Origin of the sequence: Dolichospermum planctonicum, assembly GCF_005402965.1 — a bacterium.
GTDB classification, from domain to species: Bacteria; Cyanobacteriota; Cyanobacteriia; order Cyanobacteriales; family Nostocaceae; genus Dolichospermum; species Dolichospermum planctonicum.
Genome location: NZ_BJCF01000001.1, coordinates 89553 through 105625 on the forward strand (window position 1 = coordinate 89553; position 16073 = coordinate 105625).

The following is a 16073-nucleotide window of genomic DNA, read 5'->3' on the forward strand; positions in this document are numbered from 1 at the left end:
ATCCAACTGGGGTTAAATACGACTAACCCCAGTATACTATGTTATTTTGAGATTAGATCATTTTCACAAATCATTAGTTATCTTATTTGATACGAACCACTCCAGGCACAGAGGACACAGAGGTGGAGAGAAAGGAGACTGTTAGATTTTATTTAGCAATGTTATTTTTATAATTATTCGCTTTTCATCCTTTTACTAAAAATCCGATAGTATAACCAGGTGCTAAATTCTTTGAGGGGAAATAGTATATAGGTCAAGGGGTTGACTGTGACGATAATATTTCTAAAATCTCGTTTGGCGAAAAATAAAATTCCCTTTGCTACTTGGGACGCTGACATGATACCATAGGGGTTTAATTGACTTTTGAATGGTCCGCAAATTAATTTGCGAATTACACAATTTTGTTCTAATCTTTTGAGGGTGACAATATCCCCTAATGCTCTTTTACTCAGTTCATACAAAGGGCTGAAGGCTGGGGAAACTTCTGCTTCTGATGTATTTACCCAAATTTCTTTGGTGGCTTTGTCTTGGGGTCCTCTGACGGTTGCAGAAAAAATATCTATCAATTCTAAGGCGGAAAATGTGTTAATTTGATAGGAGTTATAAATGGCAGTAGAATCTCTATTTCCATAGACATTTACCCCATGATTGATAATGAGAATATCAACTTTTTCTAAACTTTCCTGTAGTTGTGCTTCATTACCCAATTCCCATTTGATAACTTTAACCCGCGGTTGAATTGTAATTTTTTCCGGGTTGGTTGTTAATGCCACCACTTTGGCGTTATGCTTTAATAATTCGCCTACTAGTGCTTGTCCTAATGCACCAGAAGCACCTGTTAAAGCTACGGTTTTTCCTTTGAGAGAAAGCCCTGTTCCCAGAATTTTATCTACTAGGGGAAAAACACCACTATAGTAAGCATTAACATCATCAAAATGATGTCGCCAATGATAGCTTCTATTTACCCACCAAACGGAGGGAATTGCGTCTAATGGTCCGGGTAAATGATTGTAGTCTGTATCTATTGTTCCTTGGAAATATCGCAGGGATGCACCGTATAAAAAAGTAACAGCATAAGCAACTCCTAACCATAACCCCCATTGATGGGCTACTAAGGCAATTATTGTTAAGATGATTACTAGTATCACCGATTCGACGATATCGTGATACAATTGGGAGTCTACGTAGGCTTGTTGGGAAATTAAAGTTAAATCCCGTTTATATACAGCATGATGTTTATTATGCCATTTCGCTAACCATGTGACTTGATGACACAAAGCATGATAAGCATCTCTGACAATTTCCGCGAGTAGGAGGGAGGAAAATCCCCAGGTTGTGAACTGGATACAGTTATTTACTAAAACCGAGTCAATAGTTAAGCTTTGAGCCAAAATCATCATTTTTCTAGTAGTAGCACTTTTTCTGAATTAAAGCAAGTTGTCTGACTGTGTGAGTTTTAAATATTGATCTGTCATTTCTGGTGTGAGAAATTCTATCATGACTCTATTTTCTACCCAAAATTCCATCACATCAAAGAAAGCACGACGACAACGGATAACTCTCCAACCTTCTCTATGACCAATTGCTTCTATTTGTTCTTGGGTAGAATCAACGGAAATGGCTGCATGAGTAGCTGTAAAATTGTTGGGGTGAGAAGTTTCTTGAAACTGACAACTTTGTTCTCCTTCACCAGGTTGGATGACAATTTTTAATGGATAAACTTCAATTCCTGTTCCGTATTTGTCGGGGGATAGCATCATGTAACTACCTGAATGAGGAGCGAAGGGAAGGACGTTTCCGTTCATGATTTCGGCGAGAACTGCGGCTGTATGTTGGGGATTTTCAGCAGCAATAGAAAAATGGTGAATCATAAATTAATTCAATTATTGTGTATTTTTTCTGACCTATTATAGCACAATCAATGCTTCTAGCGATCGCTAATTTGCTCAATTAATCGCTGTTCTAGTAAATCCAATAATCCATCTACATCTTTTCCTATTTCATGAAAACAGGCTTCTGGTGATGATTTGGGTGCGAATTGGATTAGTTTAATTTCTCCTTTACCAATTCCAATCATGACTACCTCTGTTTCGGGTTTATGATTATCAATAATTCCCAAAATTTCTTGGAGACGATTTTCAACTCTATCATTCAACTTTTCTATTTCGGATTGGGGACAATAGACAAAATGGGGAGTTGGTTGGAAATCAATACCGATAGTTCCCTGACTATTGCCATTTTCTAACCACAACCCCCAAAAAAGTGCAGCTAGCTCTGGCTGATTTTTTTTGACAAATTTATCTAATTGTCTGCGCCATTTATTGTCTTCTGTTTCTGGTTGGGGAATACTAAACATGATCGTTAATTGGTAATTTTATTTTATGATAATTTTCTCTATTTTAACCCAGATTGCACCAGCCAGAGACTGGTGTAAATGCCATTTTTTTCTAACAGTTGTTCATGAGTTCCTGCTTCTACTAATTTACCATGTTCCATGACATAAATACAATCAGCGTTGCGAATTGTCGAAAGACGATGAGCTATAGCTATAGTAGTTCTATTGACCGTAATTCGTTCTAGGGAACGTTGAATTGCGGCCTCGGTTTCATTGTCTACTGCTGAAGTAGCTTCATCTAAAATCAGAATTGGTGGATTTTTTAATACTGCGCGAGCGATCGCAATTCGTTGTCTTTGTCCTCCAGATAATTTTTGTCCTCTTTCCCCTACTATTGTCTCATAACCTTGGGGTAAATTCATAATAAAATCATGAGCTTCTGCTATTTTCGCGGCCATGATGATCTCTTCATTAGTAGCAGTGAAAGTACCATAGCCAATATTTTCTCCCACTGTACCATGAAATAGAAATACATCTTGACTGACTAAACCAATAGCGCGGCGTAAATCTCGTAAATTTAACTGTTGTAAATCAATTCCATCAAGAGTGATTTTACCATTTTGTACTTCATAAAAACGCAGTAATAACTTAACTAAAGTGCTTTTACCTGAACCTGTTGAACCCACAATAGCAATTGTATTTCCCGCTGGAATTTCTAAAGATAAGTTTTTGATAACTGGGTTTCTATTCTGATAAGCAAAGCTGACATTTTTAAATTCTAAAGCTCCCCGAATCATATCTATAGGTAAATCAATATTTCCTCCAGGAATTGTCATAGGAGTATCTAATAAATCCATGACTCGATTAGTAGAAGCCATAGCTCTTTGATATAAATCAAAAGTATCTCCTAATCTGGTTAATGGCCATAATAAAAGCTGCACTAAAAACACCAAAGAACTATAAGCACCGACAGCCAACCTTCCGGCTACTGTTTCCATACCGCCGAATAATAGCAATATTGTAAAAGCTATTAAAATGAACATCCGAATGATGGGAATATAAGCCGCAGATAAGGCGATCGCTACTGCATTACTGTGACGATAAGCATTACTTTCTAATTCTACACGAGCAGATTCATAATCTTCGGCAGTAAAACTTTTAATGGTAGTAATTCCGCTCAAATTATTAGACAATCTGCTATTTAATAAACCTACTTTTTCCCGAACATCAGCATAACGAGGGGCGAGAAATTTCTGAAAAACTATCGAACCACCGAGAATAAAAGGCATGGGTAAAATTGCCATCCCAGCCACACTAGGAGCTAAAATAAAAAATGCACCACCAACGATGATAATAGTTGTCGTGACTTGAATAATATCATTTGCACCCACATCTAAAAACCGCTCTAATTGGTTAATATCATCACTGAGGATAGACATTAAACCCCCCGTACTACGTTCTTCAAAATAAGCTAATTCTAATTCTTGCAGGTGTTTATATGCGGACAATCTTAAGTTATGCTGAATATTCTGCCCCAAATTGCGCCATAATAATTTATAGGCATATTCAAACAATGATTCCAACACCCAAGTAATCACCGTCAACAAGGATAAAATTAAGAATTGCCCATAAATATCCTTGACACCTAACCCAGCAATGATAGAATTATCTTGCTTGACTACCACATCCACCGCAATCCCAATTAATACAGGTGGTGCTAAATCAAAAAATTTATTCAAGATAGAAGCGCCAATGGCCAGCCGAATTTGTTTAGTATACTTATGTCCATACTTAAATAAACGCTGGAGAGGATGTACAGAATTTGTACGTCTTTGTGATAAGCGGGGAGATTTTAATGGTATATTCACATTAATTACTAATTATTAATTGCTAATTACTTACAATTAATATTACCACATAATCAAGTTAATCAGTTATGAAAATTGAAATAATAGATACAGTTATCTTCCTTCAGGAATAAATTGGCATCTATCGTCATCGAACCTTGACGATTATTGTTAACTACTAATTTGGCAAACTCCAGTTTTAGCAATTATATTAGAAAAATATTATCGCCAAAATTATTCTCAAGTAAAACCAGAGCGTTAATCAACGGTATAATGACATTGCCTAGAAACAAGATGTGCTAATTTTACCGGCAATTATTAGCTTTTTTAGAGCGGAATATGTCATATCAATCTTGATTTTGTTCAAAAATGCTAGTAATGTGATCAAATCTCACTCCCACAACCTAAACCAGACGTAAAACTAGACAAATCATATTATGTCTACTCCCAATTATCAGCAACTCTCACTGCCAGAAGCCAGGAAAATACTCAACAAATTCAACTGTCTGGATATCGCCCCCATTCTGAAACCGTCGGAGAAAATTCCCACCCGTGAGGCATTAATTTTTGTCACCAGTCTGACTGATTATCAAATTTTAGGTATTTGTGCTGATACAGCCGAAGAGGGAATTTTAGCCATGAAAACCTATTCTCGCGCTTTGGGTTATCAACCACCAACTGATTTACCGCAACCAGAAGGACCAGTTTACATCAAATTAAATGGCAAAAATGGCTTGTGTTATCTCGATTCCTATTCTGGTCATCATCGGGGAGTGCTAGTATCTTGTCAGTCCTATCAAGAGGGAGGAGTTAACGAAATGTATGGACATTTACCCCTCGATTTATTTGTCTAGAATTTCGTTTACAATCGTCTTTAGGGTGGGCAATGCCCACCTCATTCTTAATCACTAATTACCAGATAATATGAGCATTGTTACATTACAGTCAGTTAAAAAAGATTTTGGCATTAAAGAACTCTTAAAAGATGCTAATTTTAGTCTTGATACTAATGACAAAGTTGGTTTGATTGGTACTAATGGTTCTGGTAAATCAACTTTATTAAAAATGATCGCCGGCTTAGAATCAATTGATAGCGGCCAAATTTTAGTTAATTCCGGTGCGAAAATTGTTTACTTACCCCAACAGCCAGATATAGACGAAAATCACACAGTTTTAGAACAGGTATTTGCTGACAGTGGTGAACAAATCCACCTAGTTAAAGAGTACGAAGAATTGTCTGATAAATTGGCACATTATCCCGATGATAGTCAATTAATGTCTCGTCTTTCCAGTGTAATGCAGCGCATGGATGCCACAGGTGCATGGGAAGTAGAAACCAACGCTAAAATCATTTTAACAAAACTAGGAATTGCTGATTTTGATGTGAAAGTTGGCACATTATCAGGGGGATATCGCAAGCGCATTGCTTTAGCCGCAGCCTTAATATCAGAACCTGATTTATTATTAATGGATGAACCGACAAACCATCTTGATGCCCTGTCTGTAGAATGGTTACAAAGTTATTTAAATCGCTATCGTGGCGCACTTTTATTAATTACCCATGATCGTTATTTTCTAGATAGAGTTACTAATAAAATTATCGAAATTGATCGCGGTGATATTTACACTTATACTGGTAATTATTCCTATTATCTAGAAAAGAAGGCCTTAGCTGAAGAGTCGGCTGTTAGCACTCAACGGAAACATCAAGGAATTTTACGACGAGAATTAGAATGGTTAAAAAAAGGACCAAAAGCTAGAAGTACAAAGCAAAAAGCCAGAATTGAACGCGCTCATGCTCTGCGAGATACTGAGTTTAAACAACTTAATGGTAAGGTTGATATTTCTACCATTGGTCGTCGTATTGGTAAGAAAGTTATTGACCTCAAAAATGTTAGTAAAGCCTACAATGGTAGAACCTTAATTAAGGATTTTACTTATGAATTTAGTCCAGAAGATAGAATTGGTATTATTGGTGGAAATGGTGCAGGAAAATCTACCTTAATGGATATTATTACCGCCAGAATTAAACCAGATTCTGGTATTGTAGAAATTGGGACTACAATTCATATTGGTTATTTTAACCAACATTCAGAAGAATTGTTAACGGCTGTGAATGAAGATCAGCGCGTGATTGATTATATTAAAGAAGAAGGAGAATTTATTGAAATATCCGACGGAACTAAAATCACTGCTTCCCAAATGTTAGAGAGATTTTTGTTTCCGGGAAATCAACAATATGCACCCATTCATAAACTTTCTGGCGGAGAAAAACGTCGTTTATTCCTATTGCGTATTCTTATTAGTGCGCCCAATGTCTTGATTTTAGATGAACCGACTAATGATTTAGATGTCCAAACATTAGCAGTATTAGAAGATTATCTGGAAGATTTTAATGGTTGTGTAATTGTAGTTTCCCATGATCGTTACTTTTTAGATCGGACAGTAGATACAATTTTCGCTTTGGAAGCAGGGGGAAGTTTACGTCAATATCCAGGGAATTATTCTATTTATTTAGATTATAAAAAAGCTGAAGAAGCCCAACCACAGGAAACACCAAAGGCTGTCATTGTGGAAAAGGTGACATCTCCAGTTATAGAGACTAAAAAACGCCGCAGGTTATCTAATTGGGAAAGACGGGAATTTGCAGAATTAGAAGGAAAAATTGCCAAATTAGAAGCGGAAAAAACAGCATTAGAAAAGAAATTAGCAACTATGGCGGGGAATTATAGCGAAGTGCAAAAACTTTATGAACAGGTGGAAACCCTCAAGAAAAATATTGATGTAGCCACGGAACGTTGGTTAGAATTAGCGGAAATGGAGTCTTAAAGGTTGTTTATCTCCTTTTATCTCGTTCCCATGCTCTGTATGGGGATGAAATCAAGAAGGCTCTGCCTTCCATATATGATATAATTTCGTGATTAAACACTGAATTTTCATCATTAAAATAATGTTTCAACTCTATGAAAATCAAGAAAATAGAATATTTCACGGTGATGCTGTCAGCATTATATCAAATCATATTCCCTCAGAATCAATTGATTTAATTTTTGTTGATCCTCCATATAATATAGGTAAAAAATTTGCTAATTTTCATGACAAATGGGATTCAGAAGAAGAGTATGTAAATTGGTCATATAAATGGCTTGATGAATGTATCCGCACATTAAAACCAAATGGCACAATCTATGTAATGACAAGTACACAAGCAATGCCTTATTTTGACATTTACCTGAGAAAAAAATTAACTATTCTCAGTCGTATAATCTGGCATTACGATAGCTCTGGAGTGCAAGCTACAAAATATTTTGGTTCAATGTATGAACCTATTCTTCATTGTGTAAAAGATAAAAATAATTATATTTTTAATGCAGACGATATCAAAATTGCTGCAAAAACTGGCGCAGAACGTAAATTAATTGATTACAGAAAATCAGTACCAACTCCCTATAATACAGAAAAAGTCCCTGGTAATGCTTGGTATTTTCCTCGGGTGAGATATCGCATGGAAGAGTATGAAAATCATCCTTCACAAAAACCGGAGTCATTGTTAGAAAGAATTATTTTAGCCAGTAGTAATGAAGGTAGCTTAATACTTGATCCTTTTGCGGGAACTTTTACCACTGCTGCTGTAGCTAAACGCTTAGGGAGACAATCTATTAGTATTGAATCTCAAGCAGAATATTTAAAAATTGGGTTAAGACGAGTTTTGGGAATGCCAGAATATCAGGGAGAAAAACTTTTATCGCCAGAAAAAAGCTATAATATTAAGAATAAAAAGGGTAAAAAACTAGATTTGGATTTAGATGTTAAGTTAGCAGATATATGAAATGTATAGAAGAAGTGATCAATATTCCCGAACTAATGCTTCGATTTAATCAAGTTTTGGAATTTAAAAGAGGTATTCAAGTAATTGAAGAAATTGTTTTGCAAAATCGAATTGAGTTTAATATGGAAGATGAAATAGTGAATGATGAAGAATAAAACACCCCATTTTAATATTATTAAAAATTAATTATTCAAGATGGGGTTTTGTCTATTCTGCAATTAGTTAAATACTAATACTGTTGAGAATAAGTCTTGGTTGGAGATATTCGTAATTTACTAAACGTCCCTTATTATTCAATTCAATTTTTCTCTGTACTACACTCAATTCTTGCTGAAATTTATTCACAACTTGGTCAGCATTTGGATCTGTAAATTCTTCCTCTTCATAATATCCCAGTCTGTCATAACGATAGTCTGAAAGTATGTACACAGTTGATAATTGGGTATTTGTGGGTTTGGCAGGTGGTAGAAAATCTATGAGGGCTTGACGGTCTTTAATATCACCCTTTTCTTGAATTGCTTGATAAGCAGCTAGGGGCATATTAGGAATAAAACCCATGTATTCATATTGGGAGAAATTAACCGCCGAATGCTGCGGACCACAAATATATATGATAGTAGTAACAATCTCAACTAATTGTTCTAAGGTATCAATGCGATCGCTCATACCCTTAACCCTACCACCATCCTGAGCCACTAATTCCCGCGCCCAAGCTTGCAGTTCTCCGTCTGCTTTCAAGTCTGCTGGACTCTTGTAATAAAGCTGCAAATAGTTAAATACAAACTTATTAATCGCATTCCATAACAAAATTCCATCATCCCGATAAGGATAATGTGGCAAGTTTTTCACATCATCTACACCGCGATTTTTAAGTTCCCTAGGTAGAGCAAACTGGTCTAGACTCCAACTTTTATAGGCATCTACCACAATTTGCAATGATTCTTGCAGAGTTCCTGCTAATAATTCATCCACAAAACCGCCCCTACTAACCAGACGCTTGCGAGCTAAATCATTATTAGCCAACATAAACCGGAAATGGGGTCTGAGTAATATTCTCAGAGGATGATTTTCAGCCAGTTGACGCGGGGTGACAACAGCAAAGGGTTCCATTACCAGGTGAGTCCGGCATAAATGGCTGCTCATTTCATGATGATTAGCATCAGCAATTTGCACACAGGACTTAGCATAAAACCAGGTTAAAGGGTCATCAAAAGGAGTTAGCAAGGGGCTGGCTTTACCTGCTTTGGGATTGATTTGAATGGCTACAGGGACTAATTGGCCTCGATCTTGAAAGCCCGAACTGCGCCAACAGAAAAAGGCTAGAGGTGCTGGTAGGTACTTTTTTCCTTTGGCATAAGTGCCACCTTGAACAAACGCCAAGGATCTATAATCAGCGACATATAGATTTCCTGTGGCCAATCTTTCGATTAAATTAATAGAATTGCCAAACTTATCCTGTAATTCTTCGATGGTAAAGGCAAAGTTAGCTGGCATTTGCTTAATTTGACGTAAAACCATCGGATTCACCCCACAAAGCCGTTGTTCGGCGAAGGAATCATCGGTTTCATAGGTTTTCATCACATTAGGTTTTTGCAAAACTGGGAAAAAGTCCTCATAATCTTGCAATTCATCTAAAGGATCCCACATAGCATGAGTTTTAACAGCCATCATATTTAGAGGAAGTTCTGCTGCCTCTAATGTCCGTTCAGCAATATACTTAGTAGAAAAATTCTCTGCGGGAGGTACGCTTTTGAGCATCGCCATAGGCGGCAAAAAATCATACATGAATTGATACTCTTTGCGGCCTTTCTCTAGACAAGATTGGCGTTGTGCGGGGTTTGGGTCATTTTGAGGTAGAAATGGCTGCATGATATTTATTTATGATATGGACTAGGATATTTGGCTTAAGTAAGAGCGACGAGCTTTACCCACGCTAATAATAACATTGGTCAGCATTTCTAATGCTAAGTCTTTCCCCGGACAAATGCGGCCTGCATGACGAGAACCAACGGAATTAAAACCCATGTGAAAAGGGCAAAGATTTTCTCTGTTTGCATTAAATTCATAAGCAGTTTTTCCCCAAAAATCTTCACTTAACATCCCCAAAAGCATAGGAATTAAAATTTTAGTTCCTTTCGGAAAAGTTCGCGCCTTACCCGCCAATGTCACCGTAAATGGTTCTGTCGCTACTCGGTGAGAGGCACTTACAGGCATAAACAGACGGGCGCATTCTAACAGAAAAAGTTGAATACTAGGACGATCATTAAGATCGAGCCTGTCCCAATAACTCTTAATATCAATTTTATCAGTTTGACGACCTTGGTAAGCAGGAAGGGGTTGATAACCCATGGCTGTTTTTCCCAAGTGTAGCGGCCCTTGCAACCCGGCAATACTCATTAAAGACACCATCAGTTTTGCAAGTTCTCGCCGCGTCATTTTATGATATTTAGGGTCGTTCTCTTGAAAATTAGCTAAGGCTGGAGAATTTTCGTAAATCGTCGCTACTTGCTCTACCAGTTCAGGAACTTGACGAAATCCCCATATATTTAACTTTTCTAAACTACTGCTGCCAGCAAAATAATATAATGTTCCCCTTTTTGTATAGTGTAGGGTTGTAATAATTCTTATTGTTGCTTGATCATCAGGATTAATGCCAAAAATAACGTAGTGAAGATACCGGACTAAAAAGCCCATCCAATCCCGTTGATCATTATTGAAAAATTCTTCTAAAGTATTATTGGTAATTCTATCTACATAATCAGCCGCTAACTTATTGAACAACCGTTGTGCTACTTGATCATTTTGACGCATTACCATGCCTTCATTAAAGAAGTAATTATCAACACACTTACGGAAAGCATCATGATTTTCCCCGCCGGCGGCTGCGTCTGAGAGAGTAATTAAAAGAACATTGCGACCACCTTGATCAACTCCCGGACCATGACTAGAACTAAGCATGGAAGTTCCTAGTCTCCAGTCACGGGCTTGGGGTGAGGTTAAGGCGGTCTCTAGGGTTTTAAAGTCTCCTAAGACTACTTCCCCTGCACAACAAAAGGCATCCCCCAGCACTTGCCTTTTCCTATCCAGGTAAGGTGGATTATTGGCAATTGTTCCCTCTACAAAACTGATTATAGGCAGAAAGGTACGGCTGACTGGGTTTTGAGGGTTCTCTATTGCCCAAGCTTGAAAGTGATTCAGGGCTTTGTCTAACAATGATGGCTGAAGATTGGTTTTTGGTATGGTAGTTGGCCGCATAAAGGTTATTTTTTTCCTTCTAAGTATAAATAAATTTAGTCGATAATCCAGTTTTGATCAATATTTTTTAATTTTTGATATTTATACCTTTTCCCAGTCTAATGAAATGCCTGAATCCTTACAATAAGTCGGGCATTTGTTTATATTTAAGTTAATAGGCAAAAGTGACAAAATTGCAACAATTATTTCACTTTTTTGGCTATTTCGATCAGTAAATATCTGTATTTAGAGTAATTTTGTTAACATTAAATGTCAAAGTTACGGATATTTGTGCGGAAAATGCTGTTATCATCAAGCTATTGAAGGTGAAAAAACTGAAACAATTATGTCACTTTTATTTTGTCTAAATCTCTAGACAGAGGTTTTTATTTTTAATAAGATGTAGCGGGGGAATAAAAAATAACAACCCTAATAAATTAATTCACCTACAGACCTCTGAGGCAAATTAACATGAATAATCATCGTCTTGAAATCAACGACCTAATTGATAGTGCTGTTAATAATGCAGTAGCGCGTCGTAATGAGGCTTTAGCATCTGTATCTGATGAAGAAGCTAAAAACGTTTCTGGTGGTATGAATCGTAAGAGTAAGGGAAGGGGTGAAGGTATTCTTATTCCTATTATTGCGGGTATGCTACCCCTTCCTACTTGGATGGGTATGAAAACCGCAGGCCCAACAAAGAGACGGGCATAAAAATCCTCTTATTTCGAGGCTAAATGGATGAAGGAAATTGCTGAAAAAACTACACTTTGCCCTAGTGCTAGACCAGAACCAGGGGAAAGTTTTGTTTTCGGTATCATTGGTGGAACAGTAGCAGAACCTCGTGTAGCTTATCTGAAACAGCCTCAACCTATCACAGATGAACTAATAGCTAAAGTTAGTCCTGTGACACCAGCGGAAGTGTTTCGTACAGCTTCAACTTGTGCCACAAATGGTTGTCAACATTTTGATGGGAAAAATTGTGGTTTAGCTACACGAATTGTCGAAAATTTACCGACAGTAGGAGAGGAATTACCTCCCTGTTCTATACGTCGAGATTGTCGTTGGTGGCAACAGGAAGGTAAGGCGGCTTGTATGCGTTGTCCGCAAGTAATTACGGATAATTACAATGCTTCTGAATTGTCAATTCAAGTGGCCACACCAACCGCTCGTTAACTGAATATTTTGCACCATAATCTGATTGGGAAAAATAAGATCCTAAAAAGCTGATTATTGGCTAGTATGGGGATTTTCTACCTACCCTGCTTGAGAAGGTGTAAGATATGAATTTAATATCTGAATTAAGGAATTTTACCAATATCTCAAAGGAGAAAAATATGTCTTTAGAAAACGTCAAATCTTTCTATGAATATCTGGCAGATAATGAAGCTTTTCGTGAACAAATCAAAGCTGCTGAGAATAAAGAAGAGTGTAGCCGAATAGTTAAAGCAGCCGGCTTTGATTTTACCTTAGAAGAATACGAAGAATACACTTATCAACTTTTAGAATCAGCTAATTCTGAAGATGAAATTCAAGATTTAAGTGAAAAGGAATTAGCAGCCGTTTTTGGGGGAATAACTGGAATAACCAGACCCGTACAACCAAAGTATGGAGGCGTGAGGCCACCACAAAAATGGCCACCTATACAGCCGATGTATGGAGTTGTTATTGGTAAAACTTGGTCTTTGTGAGTGTAAATGTCAATTTCCGAAATGAAAAATTAAGTTTTTAGGGATGGATAAAAAGCCAATTTATTCATCCTTTACTCACAAAATTGATTGAGGATATTTCCATGACTTATCACCGAATTAGCTATGCAGTGTGGGAAATTACCCTTAAATGTAATCTAGCTTGTCAACATTGTGGTTCTCGCGCTGGACATACCAGGACAAATGAACTTTCTACAGCAGAAGCTCTTAACTTAGTCCAGCAAATGGCCGAAGTAGGAATTACAGAAGTTACTATTATTGGAGGTGAAGCATTTCTTCGTCCCGATTGGTTAGAAATTGCCCAAGCAATTACTAAAGCTGGTATGATTTGTGGTATGACCACCGGGGGTTATGGTATCACCTTAGAGACAGCCCACTGCATGAAAGCAGCAGGGATTCAAGTAGTTTCTGTGTCCGTTGATGGTTTAGAAGCTACCCATGACCAAATTCGCGGTAAACAAGGCTCATGGAAATGGGCATTTCAGACCATGAGTAACCTCAAAGAAGCGGGTATTCCCTTTGGTTGTAATACTCAAATTAATCGGCTCTCAGCCCCAGAATTTCCCCAAATTTACGAACATCTCCGCGACGCGGGTATTTTCGCTTGGCAAATTCAACTAACCGTACCTATGGGGAATGCGGCGGATAATAGCGAGATTTTATTACAACCTTATGAACTTTTGGATGTATATCCAATGATTGCTCGTGTTGCAAAACGAGCCAAGCAGGAAGGTGTACAAGTGCAACCGGGAAATAATATTGGCTACTACGGACCCTATGAGCGATTATTGCGCGGGGGGGATGCGTGGTCATTTTGGCAGGGATGTAGCGCCGGACTCTCGGCTTTAGGTATTGAAGCGGACGGTGCTATCAAAGGTTGCCCATCTTTACCGACAACAGCTTATACAGGAGGTAATATCCGCGACCATTCACTGCGGACAATTATTGAAGAAACAGAGGAACTGAGATTTAATCTTGGTGCTGGTACTCCCAAGGGAACAGAACACCTATGGGGTTTTTGCAAAACTTGTGAATTTGCGGAACTTTGTCGTGGTGGTTGTAGTTGGACTGCCCATGTTTTCTTTGATAAGAGAGGTAATAATCCTTACTGTCATCATCGCGCTTTAACCCAAGAAAAAAATGGCATTAGAGAGCGTGTTTTTCTGCAACGTCAAGCCAATGGAAATCCCTTTGATAATGGCGAATTTGCACTAATTGAGGAATCTATTAATACCCCTTGGATAGAAAATGACCCACTGCATTTTACGGCTGAGTTAATTCAATGGCCAAAAGGGTCGGAAAAAGAACCAGAGTTAGGTAAATCTTTAGTTAATTCCCACTAAAATTCTGTTGAGAATCATGAACAATATTTCTCCCGATTCTATTGCATTAGAAGATTCAAATACCTTTGCAAAATCTGAAACTGATTTAGATATTTCACAACCCTTATTACCTCGCTTGAGTTGGGATAATCAGATTACTTATTTGCGACTTATTTTTAGGGCTAAAAGAGCTTTAGACCGAATTGAGAAAGAAGCGGGTATTGTCAGGAGTGAAAACTGATGAAATCTAACATTTAATTGCAAGCAATTAAATTTACAGCACTTTAATTTTACCACAAACCTGAATCTTTAAATTTTCAGGTTTATTTTATTTATATACCCATCCTAAATAAGACATAAATACCTCCTTTTCTCTACCTCTGAGTCCTCTGTGTCCTCTGTGGTTCGTTCCAAAAAATCCATTCACAAACCAGGGAGAATAGCCATATCTATAATTCAGATTATATAACTTTTATTCAGTAACTAAGAATTTCAGGTAAGATAAATAATCATCTGCCATTAATTCATGACCAATATTATTCATAAACGGGCTGATTTTGATAGTCCATGGAAAGAAATTCTCACCGCATATTTTCCCCAAGCAATGCAATTCTTTTTTCCCGAAACCGAAGCACTAATTGACTGGGAACGTCCTTATGAATTTCTCGATAAAGAATTTCAACAAATTACCCGTGAAGCCGAACAAGGAAAGAGATATGCTGATCAATTAGTCAAAGTTTGGCAAATTCAGGGTGAACAATTGTGGTTATTAGTCCATGTAGAAATTCAGGGAAAAAAAGAAGATAATTTCAGTCAACGGATGTTTACCTACAATTTTCGCATTTTTGACAGTTTTGGTCAACCCGCAATCAGCTTGGCGATTTTATGTGACACCAACCGTGAATGGCGACCGAGTAATTACGGTTACAATTATCCCCAGACAAAGTTAAATTTTGAATTTGGTAGCATTAAACTGTTAGATTATGAACAACGGTGGCAAGAGTTAGAAAATAGTAAGAATCCTTTTGCAACAGTGGTTATGGCACATTTGAAAACCCAGCAAACGCGCTCATATCCCCAAGAACGCAAAATCTGGAAATTCAGTTTAATTCGCAGGTTATACGATTTAGGCTTACAAGAGCAAGATATTCGTAACCTGTATCGCTTTATAGACTGGGTGATGATTTTACCAAAACCATTGGAAAATCAATTGTGGTCGGAGTATAAACAATTCGAGCAGGAGCGAACTATGAGATATATTACCACTGGTGAGCGCATAGGTTACGAGCGGGGAATAGAAGAAGGACGACTTGAAGGTAGACAAGAAGGTAGACAGGAAGGTAGACAAGAAGGTAGACAGGAAGGTAGACAGGAAGGAGAACGGTTGGTTATTTTAAAACTGCTTAAAAAGCGATTGGGTGAATTATCACCGGAAACGACACAGCGGATTCAATCTCTTTCTGTTAATCAGTTGGAAAATTTAAGCGAGGCTTTACTAGATTTTAGCAGTATGGCGGATTTACTTAATTGGTTGCAATTAAATTAATCCTCTTGTTGAAATCTTCAAATATACGTAGGGTGGGTTAGCGACAGCGTAACCCACCATCTGATTAGGTATTTATGTAAAATAAATTACATATTTTATATAATTTGTGCTTATAAAAGCTAATACATATATCTACATTGTTAGATAAGTTAGAGATTTGTTTATATTTAAGTTAATAGGCAAAAGTGACAAAATTCCTACAGTAGTGCAACAATTATGTCCCTTTTTTTGGCTATTTTCCGTCCGTAATT

At 37.4% G+C, this 16073-nt stretch carries 16 protein-coding genes; 10 read left to right on the forward strand and 6 right to left on the reverse strand.

What is annotated here, in order from left to right; all coding sequences use genetic code 11:
* Positions 1–173 precede the first annotated feature (173 nt).
* From FFO06_RS00420 to FFO06_RS00435, 4 genes are read right to left on the reverse strand one after another with little or no spacing between them, the layout of a single operon-like run.
* Positions 174–1397 (reverse strand): bifunctional sterol desaturase/short chain dehydrogenase, encoded by a 1224-nt coding sequence (locus FFO06_RS00420; protein ID WP_137906375.1) that lies wholly within the window; start codon positions 1395–1397, stop codon positions 174–176.
* A 30-nt stretch (positions 1398–1427) separates the two neighbouring features.
* Complete coding sequence (locus FFO06_RS00425) at positions 1428–1871, reverse strand: hypothetical protein (RefSeq protein ID WP_028091432.1); 444 nt, start codon at positions 1869–1871, stop codon at positions 1428–1430.
* 56 nt (positions 1872–1927) lie between these two features.
* Positions 1928–2356 (reverse strand): beta-carboxysome assembly chaperone CcmS, encoded by a 429-nt coding sequence (gene ccmS, locus FFO06_RS00430; protein WP_137906271.1) that lies wholly within the window; start codon positions 2354–2356, stop codon positions 1928–1930.
* A 38-nt stretch (positions 2357–2394) separates the two neighbouring features.
* A complete protein-coding gene (locus FFO06_RS00435) occupies positions 2395–4203 on the reverse strand; it encodes an ABC transporter ATP-binding protein (RefSeq protein ID WP_137906272.1) in 1809 nt (602 codons plus the stop codon).
* Positions 4204–4619: 416 nt separating this feature from the next.
* Between FFO06_RS00435 and FFO06_RS00440 the strand changes: the two genes are divergently transcribed.
* The 4 genes from FFO06_RS00440 to FFO06_RS00455 all read left to right on the forward strand — a co-directional run bounded on the left by FFO06_RS00440 (position 4620) and on the right by FFO06_RS00455 (position 8166).
* A complete protein-coding gene (locus tag FFO06_RS00440; RefSeq protein ID WP_028083460.1) occupies positions 4620–5036 on the forward strand; it encodes a DUF1824 family protein in 417 nt (138 codons plus the stop codon).
* Between the two features lie 70 nt (positions 5037–5106).
* Positions 5107–7011, forward strand: coding sequence for an ABC-F family ATP-binding cassette domain-containing protein (locus tag FFO06_RS00445; RefSeq protein WP_137906273.1), 1905 nt, complete (start codon positions 5107–5109; stop codon positions 7009–7011).
* Between the two features lie 121 nt (positions 7012–7132).
* Positions 7133–8011 (forward strand): adenine-specific DNA-methyltransferase, encoded by an 879-nt coding sequence (gene yhdJ, locus FFO06_RS00450; protein ID WP_137906274.1) that lies wholly within the window; start codon positions 7133–7135, stop codon positions 8009–8011.
* The gene (locus tag FFO06_RS00455; protein WP_190371497.1) at positions 8008–8166 is read left to right on the forward strand and encodes a hypothetical protein; all 159 of its coding nucleotides are present in this window, start codon (positions 8008–8010) and stop codon (positions 8164–8166) included. The genes yhdJ and FFO06_RS00455 overlap by 4 nt, the downstream gene beginning before the upstream one ends.
* A gap of 67 nt (positions 8167–8233) precedes the next feature.
* Here the strand turns inward: FFO06_RS00455 and FFO06_RS00460 are convergent, their stop codons facing one another.
* Positions 8234–9880, reverse strand: coding sequence for a lipoxygenase family protein (locus tag FFO06_RS00460; RefSeq protein ID WP_137906275.1), 1647 nt, complete (start codon positions 9878–9880; stop codon positions 8234–8236).
* A gap of 21 nt (positions 9881–9901) precedes the next feature.
* Positions 9902–11266 (reverse strand): cytochrome P450 family protein, encoded by a 1365-nt coding sequence (locus tag FFO06_RS00465; RefSeq protein WP_137906276.1) that lies wholly within the window; start codon positions 11264–11266, stop codon positions 9902–9904.
* A gap of 450 nt (positions 11267–11716) precedes the next feature.
* Here FFO06_RS00465 and FFO06_RS00470 point away from each other — a divergent pair, with 450 nt between their 5' ends.
* From FFO06_RS00470 to FFO06_RS00495, 6 genes are all read left to right on the forward strand, one after another.
* Positions 11717–11959: a hypothetical protein gene (locus FFO06_RS00470; protein WP_137906277.1), complete on the forward strand. Its 243-nt coding sequence runs from the start codon at positions 11717–11719 to the stop codon at positions 11957–11959.
* Between the two features lie 27 nt (positions 11960–11986).
* Complete coding sequence (locus tag FFO06_RS00475) at positions 11987–12421, forward strand: nitrogen fixation protein (protein WP_174782609.1); 435 nt, start codon at positions 11987–11989, stop codon at positions 12419–12421.
* A 161-nt stretch (positions 12422–12582) separates the two neighbouring features.
* Positions 12583–12936, forward strand: a complete 354-nt coding sequence (locus FFO06_RS00480; protein WP_137906278.1) for a Nif11-like leader peptide family natural product precursor — start codon at positions 12583–12585, stop codon at positions 12934–12936.
* Between the two features lie 101 nt (positions 12937–13037).
* Entirely contained in the window at positions 13038–14297 is a 1260-nt protein-coding gene (locus FFO06_RS00485) for a nif11-class peptide radical SAM maturase 3 (RefSeq protein WP_137906279.1), read from the forward strand.
* Positions 14298–14313: 16 nt separating this feature from the next.
* Positions 14314–14517, forward strand: coding sequence for a hypothetical protein (locus FFO06_RS00490; protein ID WP_137906280.1), 204 nt, complete (start codon positions 14314–14316; stop codon positions 14515–14517).
* Between the two features lie 285 nt (positions 14518–14802).
* Positions 14803–15822, forward strand: coding sequence for a DUF4351 domain-containing protein (locus tag FFO06_RS00495; protein WP_137906281.1), 1020 nt, complete (start codon positions 14803–14805; stop codon positions 15820–15822).
* Positions 15823–16073: the final 251 nt, after the last annotated feature.

What these genes read in the sequence shown, in the direction of transcription:
- FFO06_RS00460 (WP_137906275.1), bottom strand. Translation starts at nt 9,880, where the DNA reads ATGCAGCCATTTCTACCTCAAAATGACCCAAACCCCGCACAACGCCAA.
- FFO06_RS00470 (WP_137906277.1), top strand. Translation starts at nt 11,717, where the DNA reads ATGAATAATCATCGTCTTGAAATCAACGACCTAATTGATAGTGCTGTT.
- FFO06_RS00440 (WP_028083460.1), top strand. Translation starts at nt 4,620, where the DNA reads ATGTCTACTCCCAATTATCAGCAACTCTCACTGCCAGAAGCCAGGAAA.
- FFO06_RS00475 (WP_174782609.1), top strand. Translation starts at nt 11,987, where the DNA reads ATGAAGGAAATTGCTGAAAAAACTACACTTTGCCCTAGTGCTAGACCA.
- FFO06_RS00425 (WP_028091432.1), bottom strand. Translation starts at nt 1,871, where the DNA reads ATGATTCACCATTTTTCTATTGCTGCTGAAAATCCCCAACATACAGCC.
- FFO06_RS00480 (WP_137906278.1), top strand. Translation starts at nt 12,583, where the DNA reads ATGTCTTTAGAAAACGTCAAATCTTTCTATGAATATCTGGCAGATAAT.
- ccmS (WP_137906271.1), bottom strand. Translation starts at nt 2,356, where the DNA reads ATGTTTAGTATTCCCCAACCAGAAACAGAAGACAATAAATGGCGCAGA.
- FFO06_RS00490 (WP_137906280.1), top strand. Translation starts at nt 14,314, where the DNA reads ATGAACAATATTTCTCCCGATTCTATTGCATTAGAAGATTCAAATACC.
- FFO06_RS00465 (WP_137906276.1), bottom strand. Translation starts at nt 11,266, where the DNA reads ATGCGGCCAACTACCATACCAAAAACCAATCTTCAGCCATCATTGTTA.
- FFO06_RS00445 (WP_137906273.1), top strand. Translation starts at nt 5,107, where the DNA reads ATGAGCATTGTTACATTACAGTCAGTTAAAAAAGATTTTGGCATTAAA.
- FFO06_RS00420 (WP_137906375.1), bottom strand. Translation starts at nt 1,397, where the DNA reads ATGATTTTGGCTCAAAGCTTAACTATTGACTCGGTTTTAGTAAATAAC.
- FFO06_RS00495 (WP_137906281.1), top strand. Translation starts at nt 14,803, where the DNA reads ATGACCAATATTATTCATAAACGGGCTGATTTTGATAGTCCATGGAAA.
- yhdJ (WP_137906274.1), top strand. Translation starts at nt 7,133, where the DNA reads ATGTTTCAACTCTATGAAAATCAAGAAAATAGAATATTTCACGGTGAT.
- FFO06_RS00485 (WP_137906279.1), top strand. Translation starts at nt 13,038, where the DNA reads ATGACTTATCACCGAATTAGCTATGCAGTGTGGGAAATTACCCTTAAA.
- FFO06_RS00455 (WP_190371497.1), top strand. Translation starts at nt 8,008, where the DNA reads ATGAAATGTATAGAAGAAGTGATCAATATTCCCGAACTAATGCTTCGA.